Below are 23,450 nucleotides of genomic sequence, written 5' to 3'. Positions count from 1 at the left end.
CACCGGCGTCCCGGCCCGGGTGGCGGCCCGGACCGGTGCCGTCGCCTCGGCCGGAGCCGGGACGGTCGGCGCCGACGCCCGGCCCGCGGGCGTTGCCCGGACCTTCGGCGACGGCTGGTCGGAAGACGCCGCGTCCTCGGCTGACACCGCAACAGGCGACGCCGCGTCAATGGCGCCCGCCCGGTGGCCGCCCTGCGGCGCCGTCACGGCCTGAGCCGGGGCGAGGGCCCCGGTCAGGCCCTGCGTACGGTCGTCCGCGTGGGCGCCGGGGCCGAAGGCGAAGCCGAGGGCCACGAAGCCGATCAGGAAGAACCCCGCGAGCAGTGCACGCCGCGCGGCCACGGTGCGCGGAAGGCGCACGGCGGCAGGCACGACGGACACAGCAGACAAGAGGAGACCTTCCCAGAAGGACGGGGACACCCGGGCACACGGCCTCGGTGTCACTCGCGTCACGGGTGCTCAAGCGATGCCCTGATCCTTGCACGACAGGCCAGGTGACCCGCAAGTCCCCCCGGCCCTCCTGTCACCGTTCCTCCGCCATGTCCGGTATGGGACGCGGAGACGTTTCGTTTCCGCTCGGTTCCCCCCACCAAGCCCGGCGGCGCACCTGGCCACGCACGACGCCTGGACTCCCCTCCCCCGGAAACGCCGAGGCCGGGCGCCCCTCCCCCACAGAGGGCCGCCCGGCTGTCCATAGGACCACCCGACTGTCCGGGACGGCGGCACTCAGCCACCCCGGCGGAACGAAGGACGCGGCGTCACCTGCGGGACACATCCCGCGTCTGCGCCGGCATCGAACCCTCCGTCACCGTTACGTTGTTGCTCTCCCTCAGACGCCCTGTCCGTGCACGGACGGCACACCCGGAACAGCCGGAACACCCGGCACGGACGGGACACTTGGAACCCCGGGCACGGACGGCACAGACGGCACAGACGGCACACCGGGCACGGACGGCACGCGCGGAAGGGTCGGAAGGGACGGAATCCGCGGGATGGTTCCGTCGTCACTGGCGGGACCACCGGGGAGCTTGTGAGCCGGGAGCGCCGGAGTGGCGGGCGTCGGGGTGCCGAGCCCGTCGCCGCCGACGGCCGCGGTGCGGGAAACCGGCGGCTCGACAGGAGTCCGGCCGATTTCACCGCCGTCACGGGAGACCGGCGGCTCGACGGGTGTCCGGCCGGTCTCACCGTCCGCGGCGGCTGCTACGGAGCGGTGGGAGACGGGGTGGCCGGCGGCCTGGGCGGCGGTCCCGCCGAGGGCCAGCAGACCGGCGGCAGCGGCGGCCACCGCTAGGGAACGGCGCATGGTGTGACGCATGAGGGTGAGAATCCTTCGCATCGAGGTTGGGCGGACCTGTCCCGCCCCCGCAGCGGCAGGTCCTGACGCACGCGCAGAACGCGCCGTCTCAGAAGGGAAGTTGACGATCTCCGGCACACCGTCTGGTGTGCACGCCATCGGCGGCCGGTCTACGGTGCCCCGCCACGTCAACTCGGTTGCTTCGCACGCACGTTGACGGACCTTCGGTGAAAGTCCCCGCGAGCGGCGCCCGCCGTCCCGGCACCCCGCTCACCGCGCGCACGGGGCGCACAGCGGCAGGCGTGACGAACGCAGCAGACACGGCGGATGACCTTCCCAGCGGGACGGGACACCTGCGGCACAGGGCCGCGGTGTCGCTCACGTCACGGGTGATCGAGCGATGCGCCGATCCTTGCACAACAGGTCAGGTGGCCCGCAAGACCTCTCGGCATTCCTGTCACCGTTGCTCCGCCATGTCCGGTATGGCGAGGGGGCGCTTTTCGATTGCGGCCGCCATGACGTCAGGAAACAGATCGGGTGTGCAGGCGAACGCCGGTGCTCCCAGGGCCGCGAGGGCCGCGGCGTGCTCGCGGTCGTAGGCCGGTGCGCCCTCATCGGAGAGCGCGAGCAGCGACACGAACTGCACGCCGGACGCCTTCATCGCGGCGACCCGTTTGAGCATTCCGTCCCGGATGCCGCCCTCGTACAGGTCGCTGATCAGGACGACGACGGTCTCGGCGGGCCGGGTGATCCGGGACTGGCAGTAGGCGAGCGCGCGGTTGATGTCCGTGCCGCCGCCCAGTTGGGTGCCGAAGAGCACATCGACCGGGTCCTCGATGCGGTCGGTCAGATCGACCACCGCGGTGTCGAAGACGACCAGGCGGGTGTCGATGGCCCGCATCGAGGCCAGTACCGCGCCGAACACCGAGGCGTGGACGACGGAAGCGGCCATCGACCCCGACTGGTCGATGCACAGCACCACTTCCTTCTTCACCGACTGCGCGGCCCTGCCGTGGCCGACCAGCCGCTCGGGCACGACGGTGCGGTATTCGGGGAGGTAGTTCTTGAGGTTCGCCCGGATCGTACGGTCCCAGTCGATGTCGCGGTGGCGCGGCCTGCTGATCCGGGCCGAACGGTCCAGCGCCCCTGCGAGGGTGGCGCGGGCCCGGGTCGCCAGCCGCTTCTCCAGTTGCTCCACAACCTTGCGGACCACGGCCCGCGCGGTCTCCTTGGTCGTCTCCGGCATCACCTTGTTGAGGGAGAGCAGGGTTCCGACCAGATGCACGTCCGCCTCCACCGCCTCCAGCATCTCCGGCTCCAGCAACAGCGTGGCCAGGCCGAGCCGGTCGATGGCGTCCCGCTGCATGACCTGCACGACGGACGCGGGGAAGTACGTACGGATGTCGCCGAGCCAGCGGGCGACATGGGGTGCCGACGCTCCCAGCCCGGCCGTGCGGCCCCCGCCGCCGTCCCCCCGCCGTCCGCCGTCCTGCCCGTAGAGCGCGGCGAGCGCACCGTCCATCGCCGCGTCCCGCCCCTGCAACACGCACCCGGTGCCGTCCGCCCCGGCCCCGCCGAGCACCATCCGCCAGCGCCGCAACCGCTCCGCACCACTCACGCCGCCGACCGCTCCGCAGACCGGAGCCTGGCCCACCCCGGCCGCGGCGGCCTCCTGGCCCGCCGCCATCCCGTCCACCGCCGTCCCGCTCGTCGTCATCCCCGTCATCTCCCCGCCCCCACAGGTTCGTTGCTCCGTTGCCCGGCACCCACGGCCGCTGCCCCGCCCGCCTCGTCACCACCCCGATCCCGGCCCTGAACCCGGTCACGTCTGTGGTCACATCCGTGGCCACGTCCGCAATCGCATCCCTCCCGGCCCATTCCGAGCAGCAGGTGCAGGGTGGGCAGCACCGCGGCGGCACGGTCCCGGTCCAGGCCGGGGCCGAAGCCGGGTATCGGCACCTCGTCGTCGGGCCCGCTGCCCGCAGGTCCTGGCCCGCCGGCCGCGGGGCCGCGGCGGACGAGTTCGCCGAGGGTGCGGCGTACGCCCTCGTCATAGTCGGCGAACGTTCGCCGCAGCAGCGGCAGTACGTCCGTGAAGGCCGCGGCGGGTACCCGGGTCAGCCAGCCGTCGACCAGCGCGAGCAGCCGCTCGTCGTGCACCAGCAGGATGCCGCCGCCGTCCCCGCCGCCGGCGAAGCCCTCGATCCAGCCCGCCGCTTCGGCGGGCTCGGCGCCCGGCGACAGGGCGAGCCCCATCAGCCGCTCGACCCCGCCCTCCCCCAGCCGGCCGTCGTCCAGCAGCAGCCGCGCCGCCCGGCCCCGCAGCAGCCCCGGCAGACCGTCCCGCTCCGCCACCGTCCGCAGCACCTGCGCCCACCGGTCCCGCAGCCCGTCACCCGGGACGGTGCGGTCGCCGCGGCCGGTCGCCGCGGCGTTCTCCGGCTGTCCCAGGAGCGCCACGGCCTGCTGGGTGGCGTCGAGATGGCGGCGCATCGCGGCCGCACCGTCCGCGTCAAGACCCGCGCAGGCCGGCGGCAGCCCGACGAAGATCCGCTCGGCCAGGCCCGTCGCCACCTCGCGGAGCGCCGCGCCGTCCGTGCCGCGCACATCGCCGTAGCGCACGGACCGTACGAGGGCGGGCAGCGCCTGGGCCAGCCGGCCGACGTCCGTGTCCAGCGCGGCGCGGTCCGCCAGGGCGCGCATCACCTCGGGCAGCGCGTCCGGGAGGCCGGCGAGCAGGCAGTTCTCGGCGCGTACGGTCACGTCGGCGAGCGCGGTGGCGGCATTGGCGTCGGCCACCGCCTTGGCGGTGGCGGCGGAGAGCACGGTCGTGCCCCAGATGCCGGCCTCGGCGACGCGTACGGAGAGTTCCGGTTCCCAGCACAGCCGCCAGGTCTCCCGGAACGTCCCCGTACTGCCGCGGGCATGCACGGGCTCGCCCCAGGGGACGCCCAGCAGCCGCAGCCGGTGCAGCAGCCGGCTCCGCCCGGCGTCCGTCTCCTTGCGCAGGTCCAGTTCGACCTCCCGTGCCGACGCCTCCGGTGTGAGCCGCAGCGTGCGCCGAGTACGGGCGATGTCGCGCTGGAGCGGGACCGCGGGGGCCTCGTCGGGCACCTCGCCCAGGGCGTCCCCCACGACCAGCCGGTCGTGGATCAGCGCGGACGGCGCGTCGGATCCGTCGCCCATGACGGCCCGGATCGCGTCCATGGTCTCGGCCAGCCCTGCCAGCGGGCGTCCGCGCACCGTGGCGAGCCCTTCGGCCAGGCGTACCGCCTCGATGACGTGCGCCGGGGAGACCGCGTAGTCCTCGGCCCGCAGCAGCCCGGCGGCCCTGGTCATCCAGCGTTCGACGGGCCGGTCGGGGGCGCCGAAGAGGTGGCCGTACCAGCCCGGTGAGGCGATTCCCGCACCGTATCCGCTGCTCCGGGAAAGCCGACGGTGCGTCCACGGCACCCAGGTCAGATCGGCCTTCACCTTGGGCAGGCCCTTCAGCAGCTGCCGGTCGGCCGTCACGGTGGTCCTGCGGGTCAGCGCCGGAACGTGCCAGGCGCCGCACACCACGGCGACACCGTCCCCGAACTCCCGCCGGGCCGCCCGCAGTCGGAGGCGCATATGGGCCTCGCGCACGGGATCGCGGTCGTGCCCGCCGTCGCCGTACGTCTCGCGCAGCGCGGCCATCGCCTCGGCCAGCGCCGCGAACGGCGCCAGCGCGTCCGCCGCCGTGCCGTCCGCGGACCGGTGCTCGACGACGTCCTCCCACCAGCGCTCGGCATCGTCGTAGCCCGCCGCTTCGGCCAGCACACCGATCGGGTCGACGTGCAGCCCGGAGGGAGAAGGGCTCCCGGGCACGGCATCGGCGGCCGGGCCGGGGGCGACATCCGCGGCCGGGCCGCGTCCGGTGGCCGGTTCGGGCTCCGCCCAGGCCAGGGAGTGCGCCGCCGGCAGGTCGATGAAGCGGACCGGGACGTCGTGCTCCAGGGCCCAGCGCAGCGCCACCCACTCCGGGGAGAACTCGGCCAGCGGCCAGAACGCGGCGCGACCCGGGTCGTCCCGTACATGGGCCAGCAGGGCGACGGGGGGCCGCATGTCCGGCCGTCCGGCCAGCGGAGCCAGCGCGTCCGCCTCCGGCGGGCCCTCGATCAGCACCGCGGCGGGCGCGCACTGCTCCAGAGCGGCCCGCACCGCCCGCGCGGACCCGGGGCCGTGATGGCGCACCCCGAGCAGCACCGGCTCCGTCCCGTTCATGCGCTCACCTCCCGGCAGGCGCGGTAGAAGTCCTTCCAGCCGTCGCGCTCGCGGACGACCGTCTCCACGTACTCCTGCCAGACGACGCGGTCGGCGGCCGGGTCGCGCACGACGGCGCCCAGGATCCCGGCCGCCACGTCCCCCGGGCGCAGCACGCCGTCCCCGAAGTGCGTGGCCAGCGCCAGGCCGTTGGTCACCACCGAGATGGCCTCGGCCGTGGAGAGCGTCCCGGACGGCGATTTGACCTTCGTCCGCCCGTCGGCGGTGACGCCGCCGCGCAGCTCGCGGAAGACCGTGACGACCCGGCGGATCTCGTCCAGTCCCTCGGGCGCGGCCGGCAGGCCCAGCGACCTGCCGATCTGCTCGACCCGGCGGGAGACGATGTCCACCTCGGCGTCCGGTGTCTGCGGCAGGGGCAGGACGACGGTGTTGAAGCGGCGGCGCAGCGCGCTGGAGAGTTCGTTGACGCCCCGGTCGCGGTCGTTGGCCGTGGCGATCAGGTTGAAGCCGCGTACCGCCTGCACCTCTTGCCCCAACTCCGGTATGGGCAGGGTCTTTTCCGACAGGACGGTGATGAGCGTGTCCTGGACGTCGGCCGGAATGCGGGTCAGCTCCTCGACCCGCGCGGTCATGCCCTGCGCCATCGCCCGCATGACCGGACTGGGCACCAGCGCCTCCCGGCTGGGGCCGTTCGCCAGCAGCTGGGCGTAGTTCCAGCCGTACCGGATCGCCTCCTCCGGCGTTCCTGCGGTGCCCTGTACGAGCAAGGTGGAGTCACCGCTGACCGCGGCGGCCAGATGCTCGGACACCCAGGTCTTGGCCGTGCCCGGCACCCCGAGCAGCAGCAGCGCCCGGTCCGTCGCGAGGGTCGTCACCGCGACCTCGACGGTCCGGCGCGGGCCGACGTACTTGGGGGTGATGACCGTGCCGTCCGCGAGGGTGCCGCCCAGCAGATACGTCGCCACCGCCCACGGCGAGAGCCGCCAGCGCTCCGGCCGCGGCCGGTCGTCGGCCGCCGCGAGGGCCGCCAGCTCCGCCGCGAACGTCTCTTCCGCGTGCGGCCGCAGCGGCTCGGCGCCGACCGTCTCCCGCGCCTCGCCGCCCGCCGCCCGCACCGTGTTTTCCGACATGGCTCCCCCTCATCGCAAGGTGTGCGTCCGGCGCCTCGCATGTCGCCGTTCGCTTGCGGTTCCCACCCTGCACCACACCACTGACAACGCCTCCAAAAACCGCCCCTGACCTGCGACTTAACCGCTCTCTCCGGGCGATTGTCAGTGGTGGGCCGTAGCGTCGTGAGCATGAATTCGCAGGGGGAACGCTGGACGACGGATCAGGTGCTCGCGCTCGCACCTGACGAGGCATCACGCACGGCCGGAGGCAAGCTCGCCGGGCCCGGACCGTGGTCGGATGCGGGCGCGGGCGACGGTGCGGTGTGGGGGCGGTGCACGGGCCGCGGCAAGACCCCGTATCAGGCGGTGATCGACACGAAGGGGCCTGCCTTCAGCTGTAGTTGCCCCAGCCGGAAATTCCCGTGCAAGCACGCGTTGGGGCTGCTGCTGCTCTGGGCGGGCGGCGGGGACGCGGTGGCGGCAGGCGAGCCGCCGCAGTGGGCGGCGGAGTGGCTGGCCGCCCGGCAGCAGCGGGACGGGCGGGACGCGGCCGGCAGCACGCCGTCGCCCGCACCCGCCGAACCGGAGGCCGCCGGGCGCCGCGCCGAGCGGCGGACGCAGCGGATCCGCGCCGGAGCAACGGAGCTGGAACAGCGCCTGGAGGATCTGCTCCATTCCGGGCTCGCCTCGACGGACGGCGCCGGCTACGGCTCCTGGGACGAAACGGCCGCCCGCATGGTCGACGCCCAGGCCCCCGGACTTGCCGCCCGGGTACGCGAGTTGGGCTCGATCGTCGCCTCCGGACCCGACTGGCCCGCCCGCCTCCTGGAGGAGTGCGCCCTGCTGCACCTTCTCGACCAGGGCTTCCTCGGCATCGACCACCTCCCGGCGCCGCTCGCCGCGACGGTACGTACCCGCGTCGGCCTGACGACCGAGCCCGCCGCCCTCCTGACCGGGCTGGACGCCACGCCGGTACGGGACCGCTGGCTGGTGCTGGCCCAACACGACAGCGATGACGGCAGGTTGGCCAGCCGCCGGATCTATCTGCGGGGCGACAGGACCGGAAGGATGGCCCTGCACCTCTCCTACGGCGGCGCCCACCGCCCCCTGGAGCCGGCCCTGCCGCCCGGCCTGGTACTCGACGCCGAGCTGGCCTACTACCCGGGCGCCCGCCCCTTGCGCGCCGCTCTCGGCAAGCGGCACGCCCCGGCGGCCCCCGGCCCCGTCCCGCCGGGCTGCGGCATCGACGCCGCCCTGGCCGCCTACGGAGACGCGCTGCGCCACGACCCCTGGCTCGACTCCTGGCCCGTGGTCCTGACGGACGTCACTCCGATACCCGGCGTGGACGGCGAAGGGTGGCAACTTGCCGACGCGGACGGCGAGTCGGCGCTGCCCCTCGATCCGCGGTGCCTCGACCGTCCGGGCCGGTGGCAGCTGGCCGCGATATCGGGCGGCGCCCCCATAACGGTATTCGGCGAATGCGGCCACCGCGGCTTCCTCCCACTGACCGTCTGGGATCCGTCCCCGGTGTCCCTGTAACCCCACGAACCACCGCGCCAGCGCTGCCGCATCCCCCAACTTGTCACCCCCAGCCCCCAGGACGCCCACCTTCACCCCGCCGACCGCCCCGTCCCGCTCCGGCCCACCCTGTGCCGCCCCGGCCCCTCTCACCACCCCGGAGGACCGCCATGAAACCCACCGAACCCCCCACCACAGCCGACACGTTGACCACCGACCCCTTGACCACCGGCACGGCCCCTCCCGCGAGCACGCCCCCGCCGGCCGACACGCCTCCCTGGCCCGAGCTGGTGAGCGCCGCCCTGCTGGGAGCCGAGCGCCGGACGCCGCCCACAGCAGGGCGGGGCGGCCCAACCGGGGCGGCCGGGCTGCTGGACGCGGCCGCGCTGAGCACCGTCCGCCGCCGCGCCGCCCTGCGCCCCGCACCGGCCGGTGAGCGCCCCCGGCGGGCCCCCGACGACCCCCGGCCCCCGCTGCCACCGGCCGCCCGCCGCCGCCTGTCGCTGCTGCTGGCCGACCGCGGCGGTACCGGAGGCAGCCGCCGCGGCACCGCCCCCGACCTCACGGAACTGCTCCCCCAATGGCTGACGGCAGCCGGCGAGCACGGCTACCGGGCCCCCGAGGCACTGCTGCCCGCGCTGCTCGACGCGGCTCGGGGCCGTACCGACCTGCGGCCCGCCGCGCTCGCGCTGGCGGGCCCGCGCGCCCGGTGGCTGGCGCGGCTCAACGACGACTGGAAGTTCGCCCTGCGAGGCATCGGCGGCGACCCGGGAGCGGCCGGCGCGGACACTGCCGAAAATCCCGAGGCCCTCCAACGCCTCTGGGATGAGGGCCTGTTCGCGGAACGGATCGCCGTCCTGGCGGCGCTCCGCCGCCGTACTCCGGACGCGGGCCGGGAGCTGCTGTCCCGCACCTGGCAGGCCGAGCGTGCGGAGGACCGGCTGATGTTCCTCGACGCGCTGCGCCAGGGGCTGTCCCCGGCCGACGAGGCGTTCCTGGAGCAGGCGCTGTCCGACCGCAGCCGCAATGTCCGTGCCACGGCCGCCGAACTGCTGTCCGCGCTGCCCGGCTCCGCGCTCGCCACCAGGATGGCCGTCCGCGCCCGCAGCTGCGTCGCCCTGGACCGCACGGCCACCCCGTCGGCATCCGACGCCCCGGCGGCCCCCTCCACACCAACGATCGTCGTCGAGGCGCCGCACGAGTGCGACGCGGGGATGCAGCGCGACGGCGTCGTGGCCAAAGCGCCGTCCGGGCGCGGTGAACGGTCCTGGTGGTTCGGGCAGTTGGTGGAAGCGGCGCCGCTGGGCGGGTGGGCCGAGCGGTTCGGGGGCCGGGAGCCGGCGGCGATCACCGCCCTGCCGGTGGCCGACGGCCGACGCACCGAGCTGCACGACGCCTGGTGCCGGGCGGCGGTGCGCCAGCGGGACGCCCCGTGGGCGCGGGCGCTGCTGGGCACCCCCGCCGCCCCGCTCCAGGGCGCCGAAACCGGAGCAGGCGGCTCGTCGCGTGATCCGGCGAAGCTGCTGGCCGTGCTCCCGGAGCCGGAACGGGCGCAGTGGGTGGCGGAGTTCATCGCGGCACACGGCCTGGCCGACGCGTTCCGGATGCTCGGTGTCTGTGCCGTCCCCTGGGCCGAGCCGCTGGGCGGAGCGGTCGTCGACGCGCTGGACATCGCTCGGGATGCGGGCAGTTACCCGTGGAGTTTCAGCGGAGTGATGGGGCTGGCCGAGCGCTGCCTCGATCCGGCGGCCGCGGACCGGCTGGAGATGCTCACGGCGGTCACGGACGAGCCGGAAGGCGCCTCACCGGGCTCCGGCGGCTACTGGTCCGAGGCGTTCCAGCGCCTGGTCGGCACCCTGCGCCTGCGCGCCACCATGCACGCCGAACTGGCCGCCTCCGCCCGCCTCGTGGCTCCGTCCGGGGCCGACCGCCTGTCGGGCGCGGCCACCGGCGCGGCCGGGTAGCGGCCGATGAGGAGGCCGAAGGTGGCCGCCCGTTGGCGGGCAGGGGCAGCGGCAGGCCGGCGGGCGCCCGTCGGGCACCGGCCGCCGGCGTGGCGGGCTGCCCGGGTCTCACACCGCGAGCGAGCGGACGTTCGCGGTCACCCACTCGACGATCGAGGCCGTCGTGGCGCCGGGGGTGAAGATCTCCGCGACGCCCAGCTCCTTCAGCGGGGCGATGTCCGCCTCGGGGATGATGCCGCCGCCGAAGACCTTGATGTCGTCCGCATCGCGCTCCTTGAGCAGCTCGATGACCTTGGCGAAGAGCGTGTTGTGGGCGCCGGACAGGATCGACAGGCCGATGGCGTCCGCGTCCTCCTGGATCGCGGTGTCGACGATCTGCTCCGGAGTCTGGTGCAGGCCGGTGTAGATGACCTCCATGCCGGCGTCCCGCAGGGCCCGTGCGATGACCTTGGCGCCCCGGTCGTGACCGTCGAGACCCGGCTTGGCCACCACGACACGGATCGGCCCCGCCGTACCGGCCGAGCCCTGGCCGCCCGCTTGCGTTCCGTCATGCCGCGCCACACCCATAACTGCCTCCAAGCCATGCACGGCACCCGTTGGGCGGTGCCGCCGAGCCGACAATCGATCGCGTGGCCGCCCGATCCGGCGGCCACGAGTGAACGAACGTTATCGCCAGCATCCCGTACCCCGCCGTTTCGTGACATGCAGGGAGGGGGAAATCACACACGGGACACGTTCGCCACGCGCCGTGTTCCGCGGGACTTCACGCCGGGGCCGGGCGGCGGAGCCCTCGCGGGGCGGCGCAAGGGAAGTCGCAGCCGAGCCTCCGCACCGTTCCGCCTCCGCGCCGCCGAGCCGCGCGGTCGCACCACCGGGCACGCGCACCCGCCAGGGCACACGCACCACAGGCTCACCACTTCACACGCGGCTTCCCACAAGGGCATACGGGGGCACGCAGCCTCCCCTGCCGTTCGGGAGGTCGGCCATGGCTGCCACGCCTTTTCTCACCACACCGGATCTCTGCCGTCTGCTCCGTCCGCACGCCCTCTCACTGCGCAGCGCGCTGACGGAACTGGTGGTCCTCGCCGGCCACCTGGCCCTCTACCCCACCGGCCTCACCCAGGAGCACCCCACGCCCTCCTCACCGGCACCCCCCGCACACGCTCCCCCGCCCGTTCTCCTCCTCCACGGCTTCATCGACAACCGCTCCGTCTTCGTTCTCCTGCGCCGCTCGCTGCGCCGCCGGGGCCCACGGCACGTCGAAGCGCTGAACTACTCGCCGCTGACCCGGGATCTGCGCAAGGCGGCCGAGCTGCTGGGCCGGCACGTGGAAGAGGTCTGCGCTCGGACCGGGCAGCCGCGGGTGGACATCGTGGGGCACAGTCTCGGCGGGCTGATCGCCCGGTATTACGTGCAGCGCCTGGGCGGCGCCGCCCGCGTGCGCACCGTCGTCACCCTCGGCACCCCGCACTCCGGCACCCGCGTCGCGCCGCTGATGTCGGCGCACCCCCTCGTACGTCAGTTGCGCCCGGATTCCACGGTGATCACGGAGTTGGCGCTTCCGGCGCCGAATTGCCCGACCCAATTCGTTGCGTTTTGGAGTGATCAGGACCAGATCATGGTGCCGCCCGCCACGGCGCGAATCGATCACCCGGATTTGATCGCGTACAACGTGCAGATCTCCGGTGTCGGACATCTCGCGCTACCGGTCAATGCCGGGGTGACTGCCGGAATACATGAGGCTTTGACCGTAAGAGAAGAGCCCGATCACGCCATAGATGTCATTTCGGTGGCCTGAATCAGATGCCCTTCGGCAGGCAAAGGCAGCCTGCCGGTGACCTGTTGGCGGCCTATCGACGGCCTTTCGGTGGCCTGATGCGGCGTTGACGTCGAACGAGCCTCGAACGCGACGCCAAGAGCGGGCGCCCGCACCTCCGAAAGGCAGCCAAATGCCCGGTCTCGCCGAGCCCGAAACCCGTGGAAGATTGTCGCCGTCGTGTACCGCCGGGTACAGTCGCCGCTAATTCTCCTGCTGCCGAGGCGAAAGAGAAGCTGGTGGTGAACGACCGTCACCCGTCGGAGACTCCCCTTCCGACCGGTCCCGCTCCGGACGCCTCGTATGCGCACTATCCGGCCTACGACTCCTACGGACAGCAGCACACCGTTGCCGCGAACGGCTGCGCCGAATACGGCGGCGGCGACCCGCTCTTCGGCTCCCTCCCCGGCGCGTACGACACCGGCCAGTACGGCGCCGACCCGTACGCCACCGGCTCGTACGGCACGGCTCAGCACGGCGTCGGCCCGGGAACGGCCCCCTACGGATCCGACGCCACCGGCGGCTACCCGGCGGGCGCGTACGACACCGGCTCGTTCCCCGCCACGTCCTACGACACCGGGACGTACGGCACGGGCGCCTACGACACCGGTGCCTACGGCAACGACGCGTACGGCGCGCAGCCGGGCGGCTACGACCCGTACGCCCACACCGCCTACGAGGCACCGGGCCACGACACCCACGGCTACGCGGCACCGGGCTACCACCCCAACGGCCAGGAAACCGGCGCCTATCAGGCCGCCACCGGCCCTGCGGCATACGGCACCGGGACGTACGACACGGGCGCCTACGACACCGGCGCCTACGGCGACGACGACCTCGGCACCGGCGCGTACGGCACGCCGGGCGCCGACGAGGTCCGCTACGACCACGGCACCGCCTACGGAACCGGCGGCTACGAGGCCACCGCCGTCCAGGAGGCCGTCGGCCATGACGCCACCGCGGTGTGGCCGACGGTGGACCAGGCGCCGACCGCGACCATCCCGGCCCAGGCGGGCCCGCCGCAGGCCGACTCCGGACCGCCCGCGCCCGCCGGGCGCCCGCGCGGCGGATCGGCCGCGATGGCCGAGGCGTTGACCCAGGCCACTCCGGTCGTCACCGCAGTCGCGGCGGACACTCCTGAGGGCCCCAAGGCCGTCCGCGGCCGGGGCCGCCGCCGCACGGCCAAGCGGTCGGCGCTGCTGACCGTCGCCGTGCCGTCGGTCGCCGCGATGGGTGTCTGCGCCGTCGCCGCGGCTGCCGTCGGCGGTTTCGGCGGGGACGAGAAGGACGAGGCGGCCACCCAGGGCGCGCCGGATGCCGGCAGTGTCAAACCGTCCGCGGCGAACAACAAGCTCGACACCCAGCTCGCCGGACTCAGCGCGGGCGCCGACGACTTCGCCGACCGGGCGAGCCGCACCCAGGAGCGGATCGACCTCAAGGAGCGGCAGGCCGCCGAGAAGGAACGCAAGGTGAAGGAGGCGAAGCGCAAGGAGGCCGAACGCCCGAAGTTCCTGCTGCCGGTCAAGCAGCACGGGCTCAGCGCTCTCTACGGCCAGGCCGGTGTCAACTGGATGTCCGTGCACACCGGCATCGACTTCCCGGTCAGCTACGGCACCCCCGTCATGGCCGCGACCGACGGCACCGTGCGCACGCAGTGGAACTCCGCGTACGGCAACATGGCGATCGTGACGGCGCCCGACGGCACCGAGACCTGGTACTGCCACCTCAGCAGCACCAAGGTCCGCTCCGGGTCGGTCAAGGCCGGCGATCAGATCGCGTACTCCGGCAGCTCCGGCAACTCCACCGGACCGCACATGCACTTCGAGGTGCGCCCCGGGGGCGGTTCGCCGATCGACCCGCTGCCCTGGCTGCACAGCCACGGCCTCAACCCGAACTGACCGGCCCCGCACGGCCCGACGCCCTGACGGCGGCGGGACGGCGGGACCGTCGCCAAGCGCCCTAGAGCTTCTGCACCGGCGCGTACCGCAGCAGCAGCCGCTTCGGCTTCTCGCCGCCGAAGTCGATCGTCGCCTCGGCGTTGTCGCCGCTGCCCTTGACACCCACGACCGTGCCGAGGCCGAAGCTGTCGTGGGTGACGCGGTCGCCGACGGCCAGCGCGACGACCTGCCGGTCGGAGGAGCGTCGGGTCGCGAATCCGCTCGGGCCCTTGGCACGCGACGACGAGAAGCCGGAGCCGATCCCGGAGCCGATGCCGCCGCCGGATGACAGCCCGCCCATCGTGGCGGACGGTGTCGCGGGCCCGAGGCGCTTCCAGTCGACGTACGCCTCCGGGATCTCCTCCAGGAACCGCGAGGGCGGGTTGTACGAGGGCTGGCCCCAGGCGCTGCGCATCGTCGAGCGGGTGAGGTAGAGCCGCTCGCGGGCGCGGGTGATGCCCACATACGCCAGCCGGCGCTCCTCCTCCAGCTCCTTGGTCTGGCCCAGCGAGCGCATGTGCGGGAAGACGCCGTCCTCCATGCCGGTCAGGAAGACGACGGGGAACTCCAGGCCCTTGGCGGTGTGCAGGGTCATCAGGGTGATGACGCCGCTGCCGTCCTCCTCCTCGTCGGGGATCTGGTCGGAGTCGGCGACCAGCGCGACCTGCTCCAGGAAGTCGGCGAGCGTGCCCGGATCGTCCTCGCCGCGGTCCTGCTCGAACTCCAGGGCCACGGCGGCGAGTTCCTGGAGGTTCTCGATCCGGGTCTCGTCCTGCGGGTCGGTGGAGGTCTGGAGTTCGGCGAGGTAGCCGGTGCGCTCCAGGACCGCTTCCAGGACGGTGGCCGGGCCCGCGCCGGATTCGACGATCGTGCGCAGCTCTTCCATCAGCGTGTTGAAGCGCCGGACGGCGTTGGCCGAGCGGGCGGCCATACCGTACGCCTCGTCGACCCGGCGCAGGGCCTGCGGGAAGCTGATCTTCTCGCGCAGCGACAGGGCGTCGATCATCGCCTCGGCGCGGTCGCCGATGCCGCGCTTGGGGACGTTGAGGATCCGGCGCAGCGGGACGGTGTCCTCGGGGTTGGAGAGCACGCGCAGGTACGCGAGGACGTCGCGGACCTCCTTGCGCTCGTAGAAGCGGACGCCGCCGACGACCTTGTAGGGCAGCCCGACCCGGATGAGGATCTCTTCGAAGACACGGGACTGGGCGTTGGTGCGGTAGAAGACGGCGACGTCGCCGGCCCTGGCGTCGCCCGCGTCCGTCAGCCGGTCGATCTCGTCGGCGACGAACTGTGCTTCGTCGTGCTCGGTGTCGGCGACGTAGCCGGTGATCCGGGGCCCCTCGCCGGCTTGCGTCCAGAGGTTCTTGGGGCGGCGGTTCTCATTGCGTTCGATGACGGCGTTGGCGGCGCTGAGGATCGTCTGCGTGGAGCGGTAGTTCTGCTCCAGGAGGATCGTCGTGGCGTTGGGATAGTCCTCCTCGAACTGGAGGATGTTGCGGATCGTGGCACCGCGGAAGGCGTAGATCGACTGATCGGCGTCGCCGACGACGCACAGCTCGGCGGCGGACTCGGGCGGGCCGACCAGTTCGCGTACGAGGGTGTACTGCGCGTGGTTGGTGTCCTGGTACTCGTCGACCATGACGTGCCGGAAGCGGCGGCGGTAGTGCGCCGCGACGTCGGGGAACGCCTGGAGGAGGTTGACGGTCGTCATGATGATGTCGTCGAAGTCCAGGGCGTTGGCCTCGCGCAGCCGCGCCTGGTACATCGCGTACGCCTCGGCCAGGGTCTTCTCGAACCCGTCGGCAGCCGTCCCCGCGAAGGTCTCCTCGTCGATGAGCTCGTTCTTGAGGTTGGAGACCTTGGCGCTGAAGGACTTGGGCGGGAAGCGCTTGGGGTCGAGGTCCAGATCGCGGCAGACCAGGGCCATCAGGCGCTTCGAGTCGGCGGCGTCGTAGATCGAGAACGACGAGGTGAAGCCGAGCTGCTTGGACTCGCGGCGCAGGATGCGGACGCAGGCGCTGTGGAAGGTGGAGACCCACATGGCGTTCGCCCGCGGGCCGACCAGTTCTTCGACGCGCTCCTTCATCTCGCCCGCGGCCTTGTTGGTGAAGGTGATCGCGAGGATCTGGCCGGGGTGCACGCCGCGCGCGCCGAGCAGGTGCGCGATGCGGTGGGTGAGTACCCGGGTCTTGCCGGATCCGGCGCCCGCGACGATCAGCAGCGGGCTGCCGGTGTGCACCACGGCCGCCTTCTGGGCGTCGTTGAGCCCCTCCAGGAGGGCGGCAGGGTCGACCGCCGGGCGGGCGGCGCCGTCGCGGTAGTACGCCTCCCGGGGCACGGGTGCGTCGAACTTCCCGTCGAAGAGGTCGTGCGGGACCTCCTCCGGGGCCGGGCCGTGCTCGTCCTCGGGAGGGGGCGGGGGGTGCTCGCCCTTCGGGCCGAGATCCGCCAGGAAGCTGTCGTCAAAGAGGCTGCTCATCGCCCACCGAGTCTAGGCGGCCCCACTGACATCCGGTCCCGAAGTCCGGGAACGGCCTGACGTGAAGCGTCCCGGGCGTGCAGGAACCGTCCCGGAGACGTGGAGCCGTCTTCACAGGAGCCGTCCGGTGGTATCGCACAGAGACACCGGGGACGCCGTACCGGGGCGTCTTCACGCGGCCGCCCGGGGCCGGTTTCCTACGAGCCGTCCGGGGACGTCCCGGCACTGCCCGAAACCGACATCCCGCGCAATCACCATCGCCTCACCTTCAGGTCACAAAAAGGTTTCGGGCAATTCGAACATCAGCCTTCACAGGAGCCACACGAGTTGGCTACCGTGCTCGCTCGGGCAGCCCGCATCCCCGCGTACGACAGCGTGCGCACGGGCCGCTCCCGCCGAGTCCGGCCTGCCCCACGGCACCCGGAGCCGGGAACCCACCAGCACCACCGGGGTGAATCGATCGGTACGGCCGCCGCGCGCGGACGTACGGACCGTAGGGCAAGCCTTCCGTCTGCGACACCGCCCGAACCCGACAGCTAACCCGGTAGGCGGTCCACGGAAGGAGTCGCCGGCCTTGGCGTCGCATCGCAAGCCGCGCACCCGCGTCCTCGCCTCACCCGGAAGCCGCCGCACGGCGGTCGGGATCACCACCGCAGCCCTCGCCTCGGTCACGCTGCTGTCGCAGTCCGCCGAAGCGGCGCCCAGCAGCCCCAGGCCGACCGTCGAAGAGGTCAAGAAGAACGTCGACGACCTCTACCGCCAGGCCGAGGTCGCGACCCAGAAGTACAACGCCGTCAAGGAACGCGCCGAGCAGCGGCGCGACAAGGTGAACCAGCTCCAGGACTCCGCGGCGCACCGCACCGACAAGCTCAACGCGTCCCGGCGGGAGCTGGGCACGTACGCCGCCGCGCAGTACCGCACCGGTGGCATGAGCCCGACGGCGCAGCTGATCCTCGCCAAGGATCCGCAGCAGTTCGCCGACCGCAGCCACCTCATGGAGCGGCTGACCGGACGTCAGCAGCAGGCGGTCGCGGACTACCAGGAGCAGCAGGCAGCGGCCGCGCACGAACGTGCCGAGGCCGTCCACAGCCTGGAGCAGCTCCAGGAGTCCCAGACCGCCCTCCAGGAGTCCAAGCGGACGGTGCAGGCCAAGCTGACCGAGGCCCGGCAGCTGCTGTCCCGGCTGACCGCCCAGGAGAAGGCGCGCCTGGCCGAGCTGGACCGCAAGAAGGAGGAGGCGGCCCAGCGCAAGGCCGATGAGATGGCGCGCCGGCAGGCCGAGAAGGAGCACAAAGGGAACCCGGAGGGGAACGGCGGGTCCGGTGACGGCTCGACGGACGGATCGGCCGGCGGATCCGGCGACGGCACGTCCCTCACGAAGGCCAAGAAGGCGCTCGCCTTCGCCCGCGCCCAGATGGGCAAGCCGTACGTCTGGGGCGCGACCGGCCCCAACTCGTACGACTGCTCAGGGCTGACGCAGGCGGCCTGGAAGGCGGCCGGTGTGAGCCTGCCGCGTACGACGTGGGACCAGGTGAAGACCGGCGAGCGGGTGGCGACCAAGGACCTGCAACCGGGCGACCTGGTGTTCTTCTTCAAGGACATCAGCCACGTCGGGATGTACATAGGCGGCGGCAAGATGATCCACGCCCCGAAGCCGGGCGCCAGCGTGCGGGTGGAGTCGATCTACTACATGCCGGTCTACGGGAGCATCCGGCCGGCCTAGCGCCCCCGAGGCACCCCAGGAACACCCACAGCACCCCAGGCCCCCCCCCCGCAGCACGGAACCGCGCGGCCCCCGGACGGTCGGAACGACCGACGACGCGAGGGCCGCGCGGTTCACCGTGCGGCATCCTGGGCGGGCCCGGCCCGGCGGGCTCAGGTCCAGAGCACCGCAATGAAGATGTTGACCATCGTGAGCAGGCCGACGGTGCCGAAGAGCGGCTTGGCGATCTTCTCCTCGTCACGCTTGACGTAGACAAGGCCCAGGATCACCACCAGGACGGCCAGCTTGATGCCGATCTTGATGTTGTCGACCGGGCTGCCCTGGGCCTGGTTCAGGCCGACCAGCACGATGCCGGTGACGAGCATCGTCAGCGCGCCGTGCAGCATGGCGGGCACGAAGCGCGCCGTGCCCGCGCTCATCGCCTTCATCTGGGTCAGAAAGCCGCCCAGGAGGGAGGCGATACCGATGATGTGCAGGCCGACGAAGATGTTGATTACTACGTCCATAGTGCTGGATCGTAGCCCGCCCAAAACACGACCCATCGGGCAGGGCGCTGCACCGTTCCGCACGCCTGTGTGCTCTCGCGGCCGCCGGCCGGCGGCCCGGCAGCGGGAGCCCGCAGGGGCCGTACCGTGCGCCCGTTCCGGCCCGGAAAATCCGGCTGAAGTAGATCACGGGCGCGGCCTACGCTCTGCCCCATGGATCCCGCCATGGCTCCCCCGCCCGCCCCGCCGTCCGAACTCGCGCGGCTCGTCGGCGTCTGGGCCGACGGCTGGGCGCGGGCCCGGCGGACCGCCGTGCCGTTGGCGGTGCCCGGCGGTTTCCGGATCGAGGTCGGGCAGCCGCGCCACGTCGCCCGTTACGTCCTTCCGGCAGCCGACCCCGACGTGCTGCGCGAGCTGGTCCGCGGCATCGACGCGCCCGGCCTGTGGCTCAAGGTCTGCGCGCCGCGCGAGCGGATCGAGCCGCTGCTGCCTCCCGGCTGGCAGTTCAGCGAGCCCCAATACCTGATGACGGCCCCGCTGGAACCGCCCGGCGACCTCACGCCGCCGCCCGGCTACCGCCTCACCGTCCGCCACGACGCGGACGGCGGCCTCATCGAGGCCCGCATCGTCCTGGACGGCACGGACCCTGGGGCCCGCACTTCCCGTACGCCTCATCCGGCCCCTACGCCTCGTCCGGTCCGTACGGGAAGCCCGGAGGCGGGCCCGGAGGCCGACCCGGAAATGGGCCCGGAAATACCCCCGGCCGCCAGTGGCCTGGCCGCGCTCACCGGCGGGGCGTCCGGCGCCGTGCCCGGACCGCGGTCCGCCGTCTTCGACATGATCGGCACGGCGGCAGGACACCGCCGCAGGGGTCTTGGCCGGCTGGTGATGGCGGCCCTCGCCGCCCGCGCGGCCGCGGCGGGCGCCACGCAGGGCGTCCTGGTCGCCAGCCCCGAAGGCCGCGCCCTCTACGAGGCGCTGGGCTGGGAGTTGCGCGCGCCGGTCACGGCGGCGGTCCGCCCGCGGTGACCCGCAGCGAACGGGGACGCGGCACGAGCTGCGCTGCCGCGTCCGCCCGTCTCACGCGGTGACGTGGCGCGTCAGCCAGCGGAAGATCTCGGGGATCTGCTGCCGCCAGACCGCGCTCGTGTGCCCGCCGGCGTCCGCGGGAATCTGCTGCACGGTCACCGTCGTCGGCCGCTGCGCCAGCTGCCGCAGCCCGACGCCTGCCTGGTATCCGTCGCCCGATGCGCCGGAGACGTACAGCGCGGTACGCGGCGGCTTTCCGGCCGCGTTGGCCGACTTCAGGATGTGCAGCGGGTTCGACTCGATGCGCAGCTTCGGGTCCTTGCCCGCGAGCGAACTGGCCTCCATCGCCGGGTCGTTGTAGCCGGACATGGCGACCGCCGCGTGGTAGCGGTCCGGGTGCGACAGGGCGAGCTTGGCGGCGCAGTGGGCGCCCGCCGAGTAGCCGGCCAGGGCCCAGGAGCGGGCGTGGCCGGAGGCCCGGAAGGTGTCGATGACCATCTGGCGCACGTCGACGGTCAGCCAGCTGTCGGCGTTGACCTTCCCCGGGATGTTGACGCATCCGGTGTCGGAACCGGTGACGAGGTTGGTGCGCGGGGCGACCAGGATGAACGGCTTGACCTCGCCGTTCATCATCATCGGACGGAGCTGTTCGTCGGCCTTGAGAGAGCCGAACCAGGCTTTCGCCGATCCGGGGTAGCCGGGCAGCACCTCGACGACCGGGAACTTCGTGTTGCGGTAGGCGGGGTCGTGGTACTGCGGCGGCAGCCATACGTACACCTCGCCGCTGACCCCGGAGATCCGGCCCTTGAGGTCGGTCATCTGGACCCCGGCGCCCAGTATCGGGTCGTCGGCGGGACGGAACGGCTGGACCTGGCGGGGCTCGTTCTTGATCTGCCGGCCGCCCAGCCCGTCAGGGCCGAGGTCGTGGGCGGCCTCCACATGGCTGCCGGTGCCCAGCAGGTCGTCCCAGGTGTCGTAGAGATTGTTCGCGTTGTTGACCAGGACGAATACCAGCGTGATGGCCGTGACCTGGGCGAACAGCAGCATGACCAGGCGCAGGGCACCGCGCGCCAGGCGCGGGCCCGGTATCCGTCCCCACAGTGCCAGCGGCAGCGCGACGGCGATCAGCAGCAGCACGATCGAGGTGAGAAAGAAGGGCGTGCCCGTCAGGCTCATCGGGATCTCGCTTCCAGGACATGTACGCGGCGACGGGGGCGTGGTTCCGGCCCCGGCGTCGGCAGCGGGCCTCTCCGCGCCTTTAGATGGCGAACGGCGACGTCCTGGTTGCCCCTCTTCGAGCCCTTCTTTCCGCGGGTGAGGTGATCCGGCGCACTCGGGGGTCGGTCCGGCGGACGTTCCGGGCGTTCCAGGCGGCGTTCCGGTCGGCCGGGGCGCCGCCTGCGGACCGTCCGCACCCGGCCCTGCTGTCGAGAGGCCCTAGACCAGGCGGCGGGCGGTGGCCCACCGGGTCAGTTCGTGCCGGTTGGAGAGCTGGAGCTTGCGCAGCACCGCGGAGACGTGGGACTCGACGGTCTTCACGGAGATGAAGAGCTGCTTGGCGATCTCCTTGTAGGCGTAGCCACGGGCGATCAGGCGCAGCACCTCGCGCTCGCGCTGGGTGAGGCGGTCCATGTCCTCGTCCACGGGCGGGGCGTCCGTGGAGGCGAAGGCGTCGAGGACGAAGCCGGCCAGCCGCGGGGAGAAGACCGCGTCGCCGTCGGAGACCCGGAAGATCGCGTCGACCAGGTCCTTGCCGGTGATGGTCTTGGTGACGTAGCCGCGGGCCCCGCCACGGATGACGCCGATGACGTCCTCGGCCGCGTCGGAGACCGACAGGGCCAGGAAACGGACCGGGCGGTCGGCGTCGGCCATCATGGCGGCGCTGCGGCGCAGCACCTCGACGCCGCCGCCACCGGGGAGGTGCACGTCCAGGAGGACGACCTCGGGGCGGGTGGCGGTGATGACCGTGACGGCCTGGTCGACGTCGGCGGCCTCGCCGACGACCTCGACACCCGTGCGGTCGGTCTCGCCGATCTCGGCCTGCACGCCCGTACGGAACATCCGGTGGTCGTCGACCAGGACGACCCGCACGGTCCGGCCCTCGGCCGCCCCGCCGCCGGCCGGCTCGCCGAGCGCCGCCGGTCCTGCGGGCCCTGCCGCCTCGCCCTGGGGAGCGCCGTCGCTGTTCGCGCCCTGCTGTGCGCCGTCGCTGTTCATCTCGTCCGTCCGTCCGTCGGGGTCTGCCTGGTCATCATCGCGCGGCGCGGGCCGCCGTGTCGTTCTCGGCCCGTGCCCCCGCACGGTTCCTGCCGTACGGCGATACGGCGGCACGACGGGCCACCGGGCCGGGAGCGCGCTGGGCCACCGGGTCCGGGGCGGGTGGGGCCGCGCGGTGTGGTGGTCATTCGGCGCGCTCCATTTCCAGTTCGACTTCGGTGCCGCCTCCGGGGACCGACCGCAGCCGGGCGGTGCCGCCGTTGCGTTCCATCCGGCCGATGATGGATTCGCGGACGCCCATCCGGTCCTCGGGGACCGCGTCCAGATCGAAGCCGGGCCCGCGGTCGCGCACCGAGACGAAGACCGTGCGGCCCTCCACTTCGGCGAACACCTGCACCGCGCCTCCTTCGCCGCCGTATTTGGCGGCGTTGACCATCGCCTCGCGTGCGGCCTGCATCTGGGCGCCCAGCGCCTCGTCCAAGGGGCAGTCGCCGACCACCACGACGTCGATCGGGACGCCGTGGTGGTCCTCGACCTCGGCCGCCGTTGTACGCACCGCCTCGGCCAGGGTGGCCGGCTCCTCGGCCTCCTCCTTGCCGCGGCCCTCGGGCTTGTACAGCCAGGCGCGGAGTTCGCGTTCCTGGGCGCGGGCCAGCCTGGCGACCTCGCGGGGTTCGTCGGCGTTGCGCTGGATCAGGGTGAGGGTGTGCAGCACGGAGTCGTGGACGTGCGCGGCGACCTCGGCTCGCTCCTGGGCTCGGATGCGCATCAGCCGTTCCTCGGAGAGGTCCTGCATCAGCCGCACGAGATAGGGGCCGGCCAGCAGCGCGATGCCGACGACCACGGCGAGCGCGGCCTGCAGGATCGAGCCGAGGTGCGCCACCGAGCCCTGGAGCACGACGATGCCGGTCACTCCGACACAGACCAGCACCACCCCGGCCGCTCCGCGCAGCGCCGGCAGCACACCCTTGCGGCGGCCCAGCTCCAGCCATTGCGCGCGGCGGGCGTTGTCGGCCTGGCGCCAGACGAGGGCGACGCCGGCGGCGATCAGCAGGACCGGCCAGAGATAGCCGTTCCCCCGGCCCAGTTGGAATCTGGAGGCGACGACCAGGGCGCCCGCCAGGAGTGCGATCAGCGCGAAGACCTGGCCCTTGTCCGGCTTGCGGGACAGCAGCCTGCGCGGTTCCCCTGCCGCCGGCCGGCGCTCCTCCACGCCGCCGACACCGAGCGGGACGAAGAACCAGAAGGCGGCGTAGAGGAGCGCGCCGATGCCCTCGGTCAGGAAGAGGGCGACGAAGACGACCCGAACCCAGGAGACCGGCAGCCCGAGGTGCCCGGCAAGACCGCGCGCGACACCGCCGAGCATCCGCCCGTCGGCGCTGCGGTAGAGCTTGCGCACGGGCGGCTCGGGGTCGGGCGCCGGAGCGTAGCTCGTCCCGGCGCGCGGCGGGGCTGTGGTCATGTCACCGATCGTCACACGCGGCGGGCGCCGACGACATCAGGGTCGACCCTGAAGCGACCCCTGAGGTTTCCTGAGGATCCCTGAGCCCTGCCCCTTCGCCGGCGTCCGGCCCGGCGGTCAGCTCAGCGGTCGGCCCGGCAGGTCAGTCCGTCGGAACGGCCCGTCGGGTCGA

16 protein-coding genes, 1 pseudogene and 1 riboswitch are annotated in these 23,450 nt (G+C 73.0%); of the genes and pseudogenes, 7 read left to right on the top strand and 10 right to left on the bottom strand.

What is annotated here, in order from left to right:
* Window positions 1-390, bottom strand: a pseudogene (locus tag LIU39_RS28225) (hypothetical protein); the annotation flags it as partial.
* A 640-nt stretch (window positions 391-1,030) separates the two neighbouring features.
* Here LIU39_RS28225 and LIU39_RS28220 point away from each other — a divergent pair.
* Window positions 1,031-1,291: a hypothetical protein gene (locus LIU39_RS28220; protein ID WP_227049736.1), complete on the top strand. Its 261-nt coding sequence runs from the start codon at window positions 1,031-1,033 to the stop codon at window positions 1,289-1,291.
* Between the two features lie 460 nt (window positions 1,292-1,751).
* On the opposite strand, the gene LIU39_RS28215 is transcribed toward LIU39_RS28220, so the two are convergent.
* The 3 genes from LIU39_RS28215 to LIU39_RS28205 form a co-directional block, all read right to left on the bottom strand.
* Window positions 1,752-2,879 carry a VWA domain-containing protein gene (locus tag LIU39_RS28215; RefSeq protein WP_227049741.1) on the bottom strand — a complete coding sequence of 376 codons (1,128 nt, stop codon included), beginning with the start codon at window positions 2,877-2,879 and terminating at the stop codon, window positions 1,752-1,754.
* 137 nt (window positions 2,880-3,016) lie between these two features.
* The gene (locus LIU39_RS28210) at window positions 3,017-5,539 is read right to left on the bottom strand and encodes a DUF5682 family protein (RefSeq protein ID WP_227049735.1); all 2,523 of its coding nucleotides are present in this window, start codon (window positions 5,537-5,539) and stop codon (window positions 3,017-3,019) included.
* On the bottom strand, window positions 5,536-6,669 hold the full coding sequence (locus LIU39_RS28205; protein WP_227049734.1) for an ATP-binding protein: 1,134 nt from the start codon (window positions 6,667-6,669) through the stop codon (window positions 5,536-5,538). The genes LIU39_RS28210 and LIU39_RS28205 overlap by 4 nt, the downstream gene beginning before the upstream one ends.
* A 168-nt stretch (window positions 6,670-6,837) precedes the next feature.
* On the opposite strand from LIU39_RS28205, the gene LIU39_RS28200 reads away from it, so the two are divergent.
* Both LIU39_RS28200 and LIU39_RS28195 read left to right on the top strand, forming a co-directional pair.
* The gene (locus LIU39_RS28200) at window positions 6,838-8,187 is read left to right on the top strand and encodes an SWIM zinc finger family protein (RefSeq protein ID WP_227049733.1); all 1,350 of its coding nucleotides are present in this window, start codon (window positions 6,838-6,840) and stop codon (window positions 8,185-8,187) included.
* A 149-nt stretch (window positions 8,188-8,336) separates the two neighbouring features.
* Entirely contained in the window at window positions 8,337-10,130 is a 1,794-nt protein-coding gene (locus tag LIU39_RS28195; protein ID WP_227049732.1) for a DUF5691 domain-containing protein, read from the top strand.
* Window positions 10,131-10,238: 108 nt separating this feature from the next.
* On the opposite strand, the gene LIU39_RS28190 is transcribed toward LIU39_RS28195, so the two are convergent.
* Window positions 10,239-10,697 carry a cobalamin B12-binding domain-containing protein gene (locus LIU39_RS28190; RefSeq protein ID WP_227049731.1) on the bottom strand — a complete coding sequence of 153 codons (459 nt, stop codon included), beginning with the start codon at window positions 10,695-10,697 and terminating at the stop codon, window positions 10,239-10,241.
* A 418-nt stretch (window positions 10,698-11,115) separates the two neighbouring features.
* Between LIU39_RS28190 and LIU39_RS28185 the strand changes: the two genes are divergently transcribed.
* Both LIU39_RS28185 and LIU39_RS28180 read left to right on the top strand, forming a co-directional pair.
* Entirely contained in the window at window positions 11,116-11,928 is an 813-nt protein-coding gene (locus LIU39_RS28185; protein WP_227049730.1) for an alpha/beta fold hydrolase, read from the top strand.
* A 260-nt stretch (window positions 11,929-12,188) separates the two neighbouring features.
* The gene (locus LIU39_RS28180; protein WP_227049729.1) at window positions 12,189-13,844 is read left to right on the top strand and encodes a M23 family metallopeptidase; all 1,656 of its coding nucleotides are present in this window, start codon (window positions 12,189-12,191) and stop codon (window positions 13,842-13,844) included.
* 61 nt (window positions 13,845-13,905) lie between these two features.
* Here LIU39_RS28180 and pcrA read toward each other — a convergent pair whose 3' ends face one another.
* The gene (gene pcrA / locus LIU39_RS28175) at window positions 13,906-16,362 is read right to left on the bottom strand and encodes a DNA helicase PcrA (RefSeq protein WP_227049728.1); all 2,457 of its coding nucleotides are present in this window, start codon (window positions 16,360-16,362) and stop codon (window positions 13,906-13,908) included.
* 383 nt (window positions 16,363-16,745) lie between these two features.
* A riboswitch (cyclic di-AMP (ydaO/yuaA leader) is annotated at window positions 16,746-16,928 on the top strand.
* An 8-nt stretch (window positions 16,929-16,936) separates the two neighbouring features.
* Here pcrA and LIU39_RS28170 point away from each other — a divergent pair.
* A complete protein-coding gene (locus LIU39_RS28170) occupies window positions 16,937-18,085 on the top strand; it encodes a C40 family peptidase (RefSeq protein ID WP_227049727.1) in 1,149 nt (382 codons plus the stop codon).
* Window positions 18,086-18,237: 152 nt separating this feature from the next.
* Here LIU39_RS28170 and LIU39_RS28165 read toward each other — a convergent pair whose 3' ends face one another.
* Complete coding sequence (locus LIU39_RS28165) at window positions 18,238-18,591, bottom strand: hypothetical protein (RefSeq protein WP_227049726.1); 354 nt, start codon at window positions 18,589-18,591, stop codon at window positions 18,238-18,240.
* 192 nt (window positions 18,592-18,783) lie between these two features.
* Between LIU39_RS28165 and LIU39_RS28160 the strand changes: the two genes are divergently transcribed.
* Window positions 18,784-19,599, top strand: coding sequence for a GNAT family N-acetyltransferase (locus LIU39_RS28160; protein ID WP_227049725.1), 816 nt, complete (start codon window positions 18,784-18,786; stop codon window positions 19,597-19,599).
* A 51-nt stretch (window positions 19,600-19,650) separates the two neighbouring features.
* On the opposite strand, the gene LIU39_RS28155 is transcribed toward LIU39_RS28160, so the two are convergent.
* The 3 genes from LIU39_RS28155 to LIU39_RS28145 all read right to left on the bottom strand — a co-directional run bounded on the left by LIU39_RS28155 (window position 19,651) and on the right by LIU39_RS28145 (window position 23,278).
* A complete protein-coding gene (locus LIU39_RS28155; protein WP_227049724.1) occupies window positions 19,651-20,775 on the bottom strand; it encodes an alpha/beta hydrolase in 1,125 nt (374 codons plus the stop codon).
* A gap of 261 nt (window positions 20,776-21,036) precedes the next feature.
* Complete coding sequence (locus LIU39_RS28150) at window positions 21,037-21,816, bottom strand: LuxR C-terminal-related transcriptional regulator (protein WP_227049723.1); 780 nt, start codon at window positions 21,814-21,816, stop codon at window positions 21,037-21,039.
* 184 nt (window positions 21,817-22,000) lie between these two features.
* Window positions 22,001-23,278 (bottom strand): ATP-binding protein, encoded by a 1,278-nt coding sequence (locus LIU39_RS28145; protein ID WP_227049722.1) that lies wholly within the window; start codon window positions 23,276-23,278, stop codon window positions 22,001-22,003.
* Window positions 23,279-23,450 lie beyond the last annotated feature (172 nt).

The organism is Streptomyces pinistramenti (assembly GCF_020564935.1).
Classification (GTDB): domain Bacteria; phylum Actinomycetota; class Actinomycetes; order Streptomycetales; family Streptomycetaceae; genus Streptomyces; species Streptomyces pinistramenti.
The sequence above is the reverse complement of the archived record's forward strand: the minus strand, read 5'-3'. Positions and strand labels throughout refer to the sequence as shown.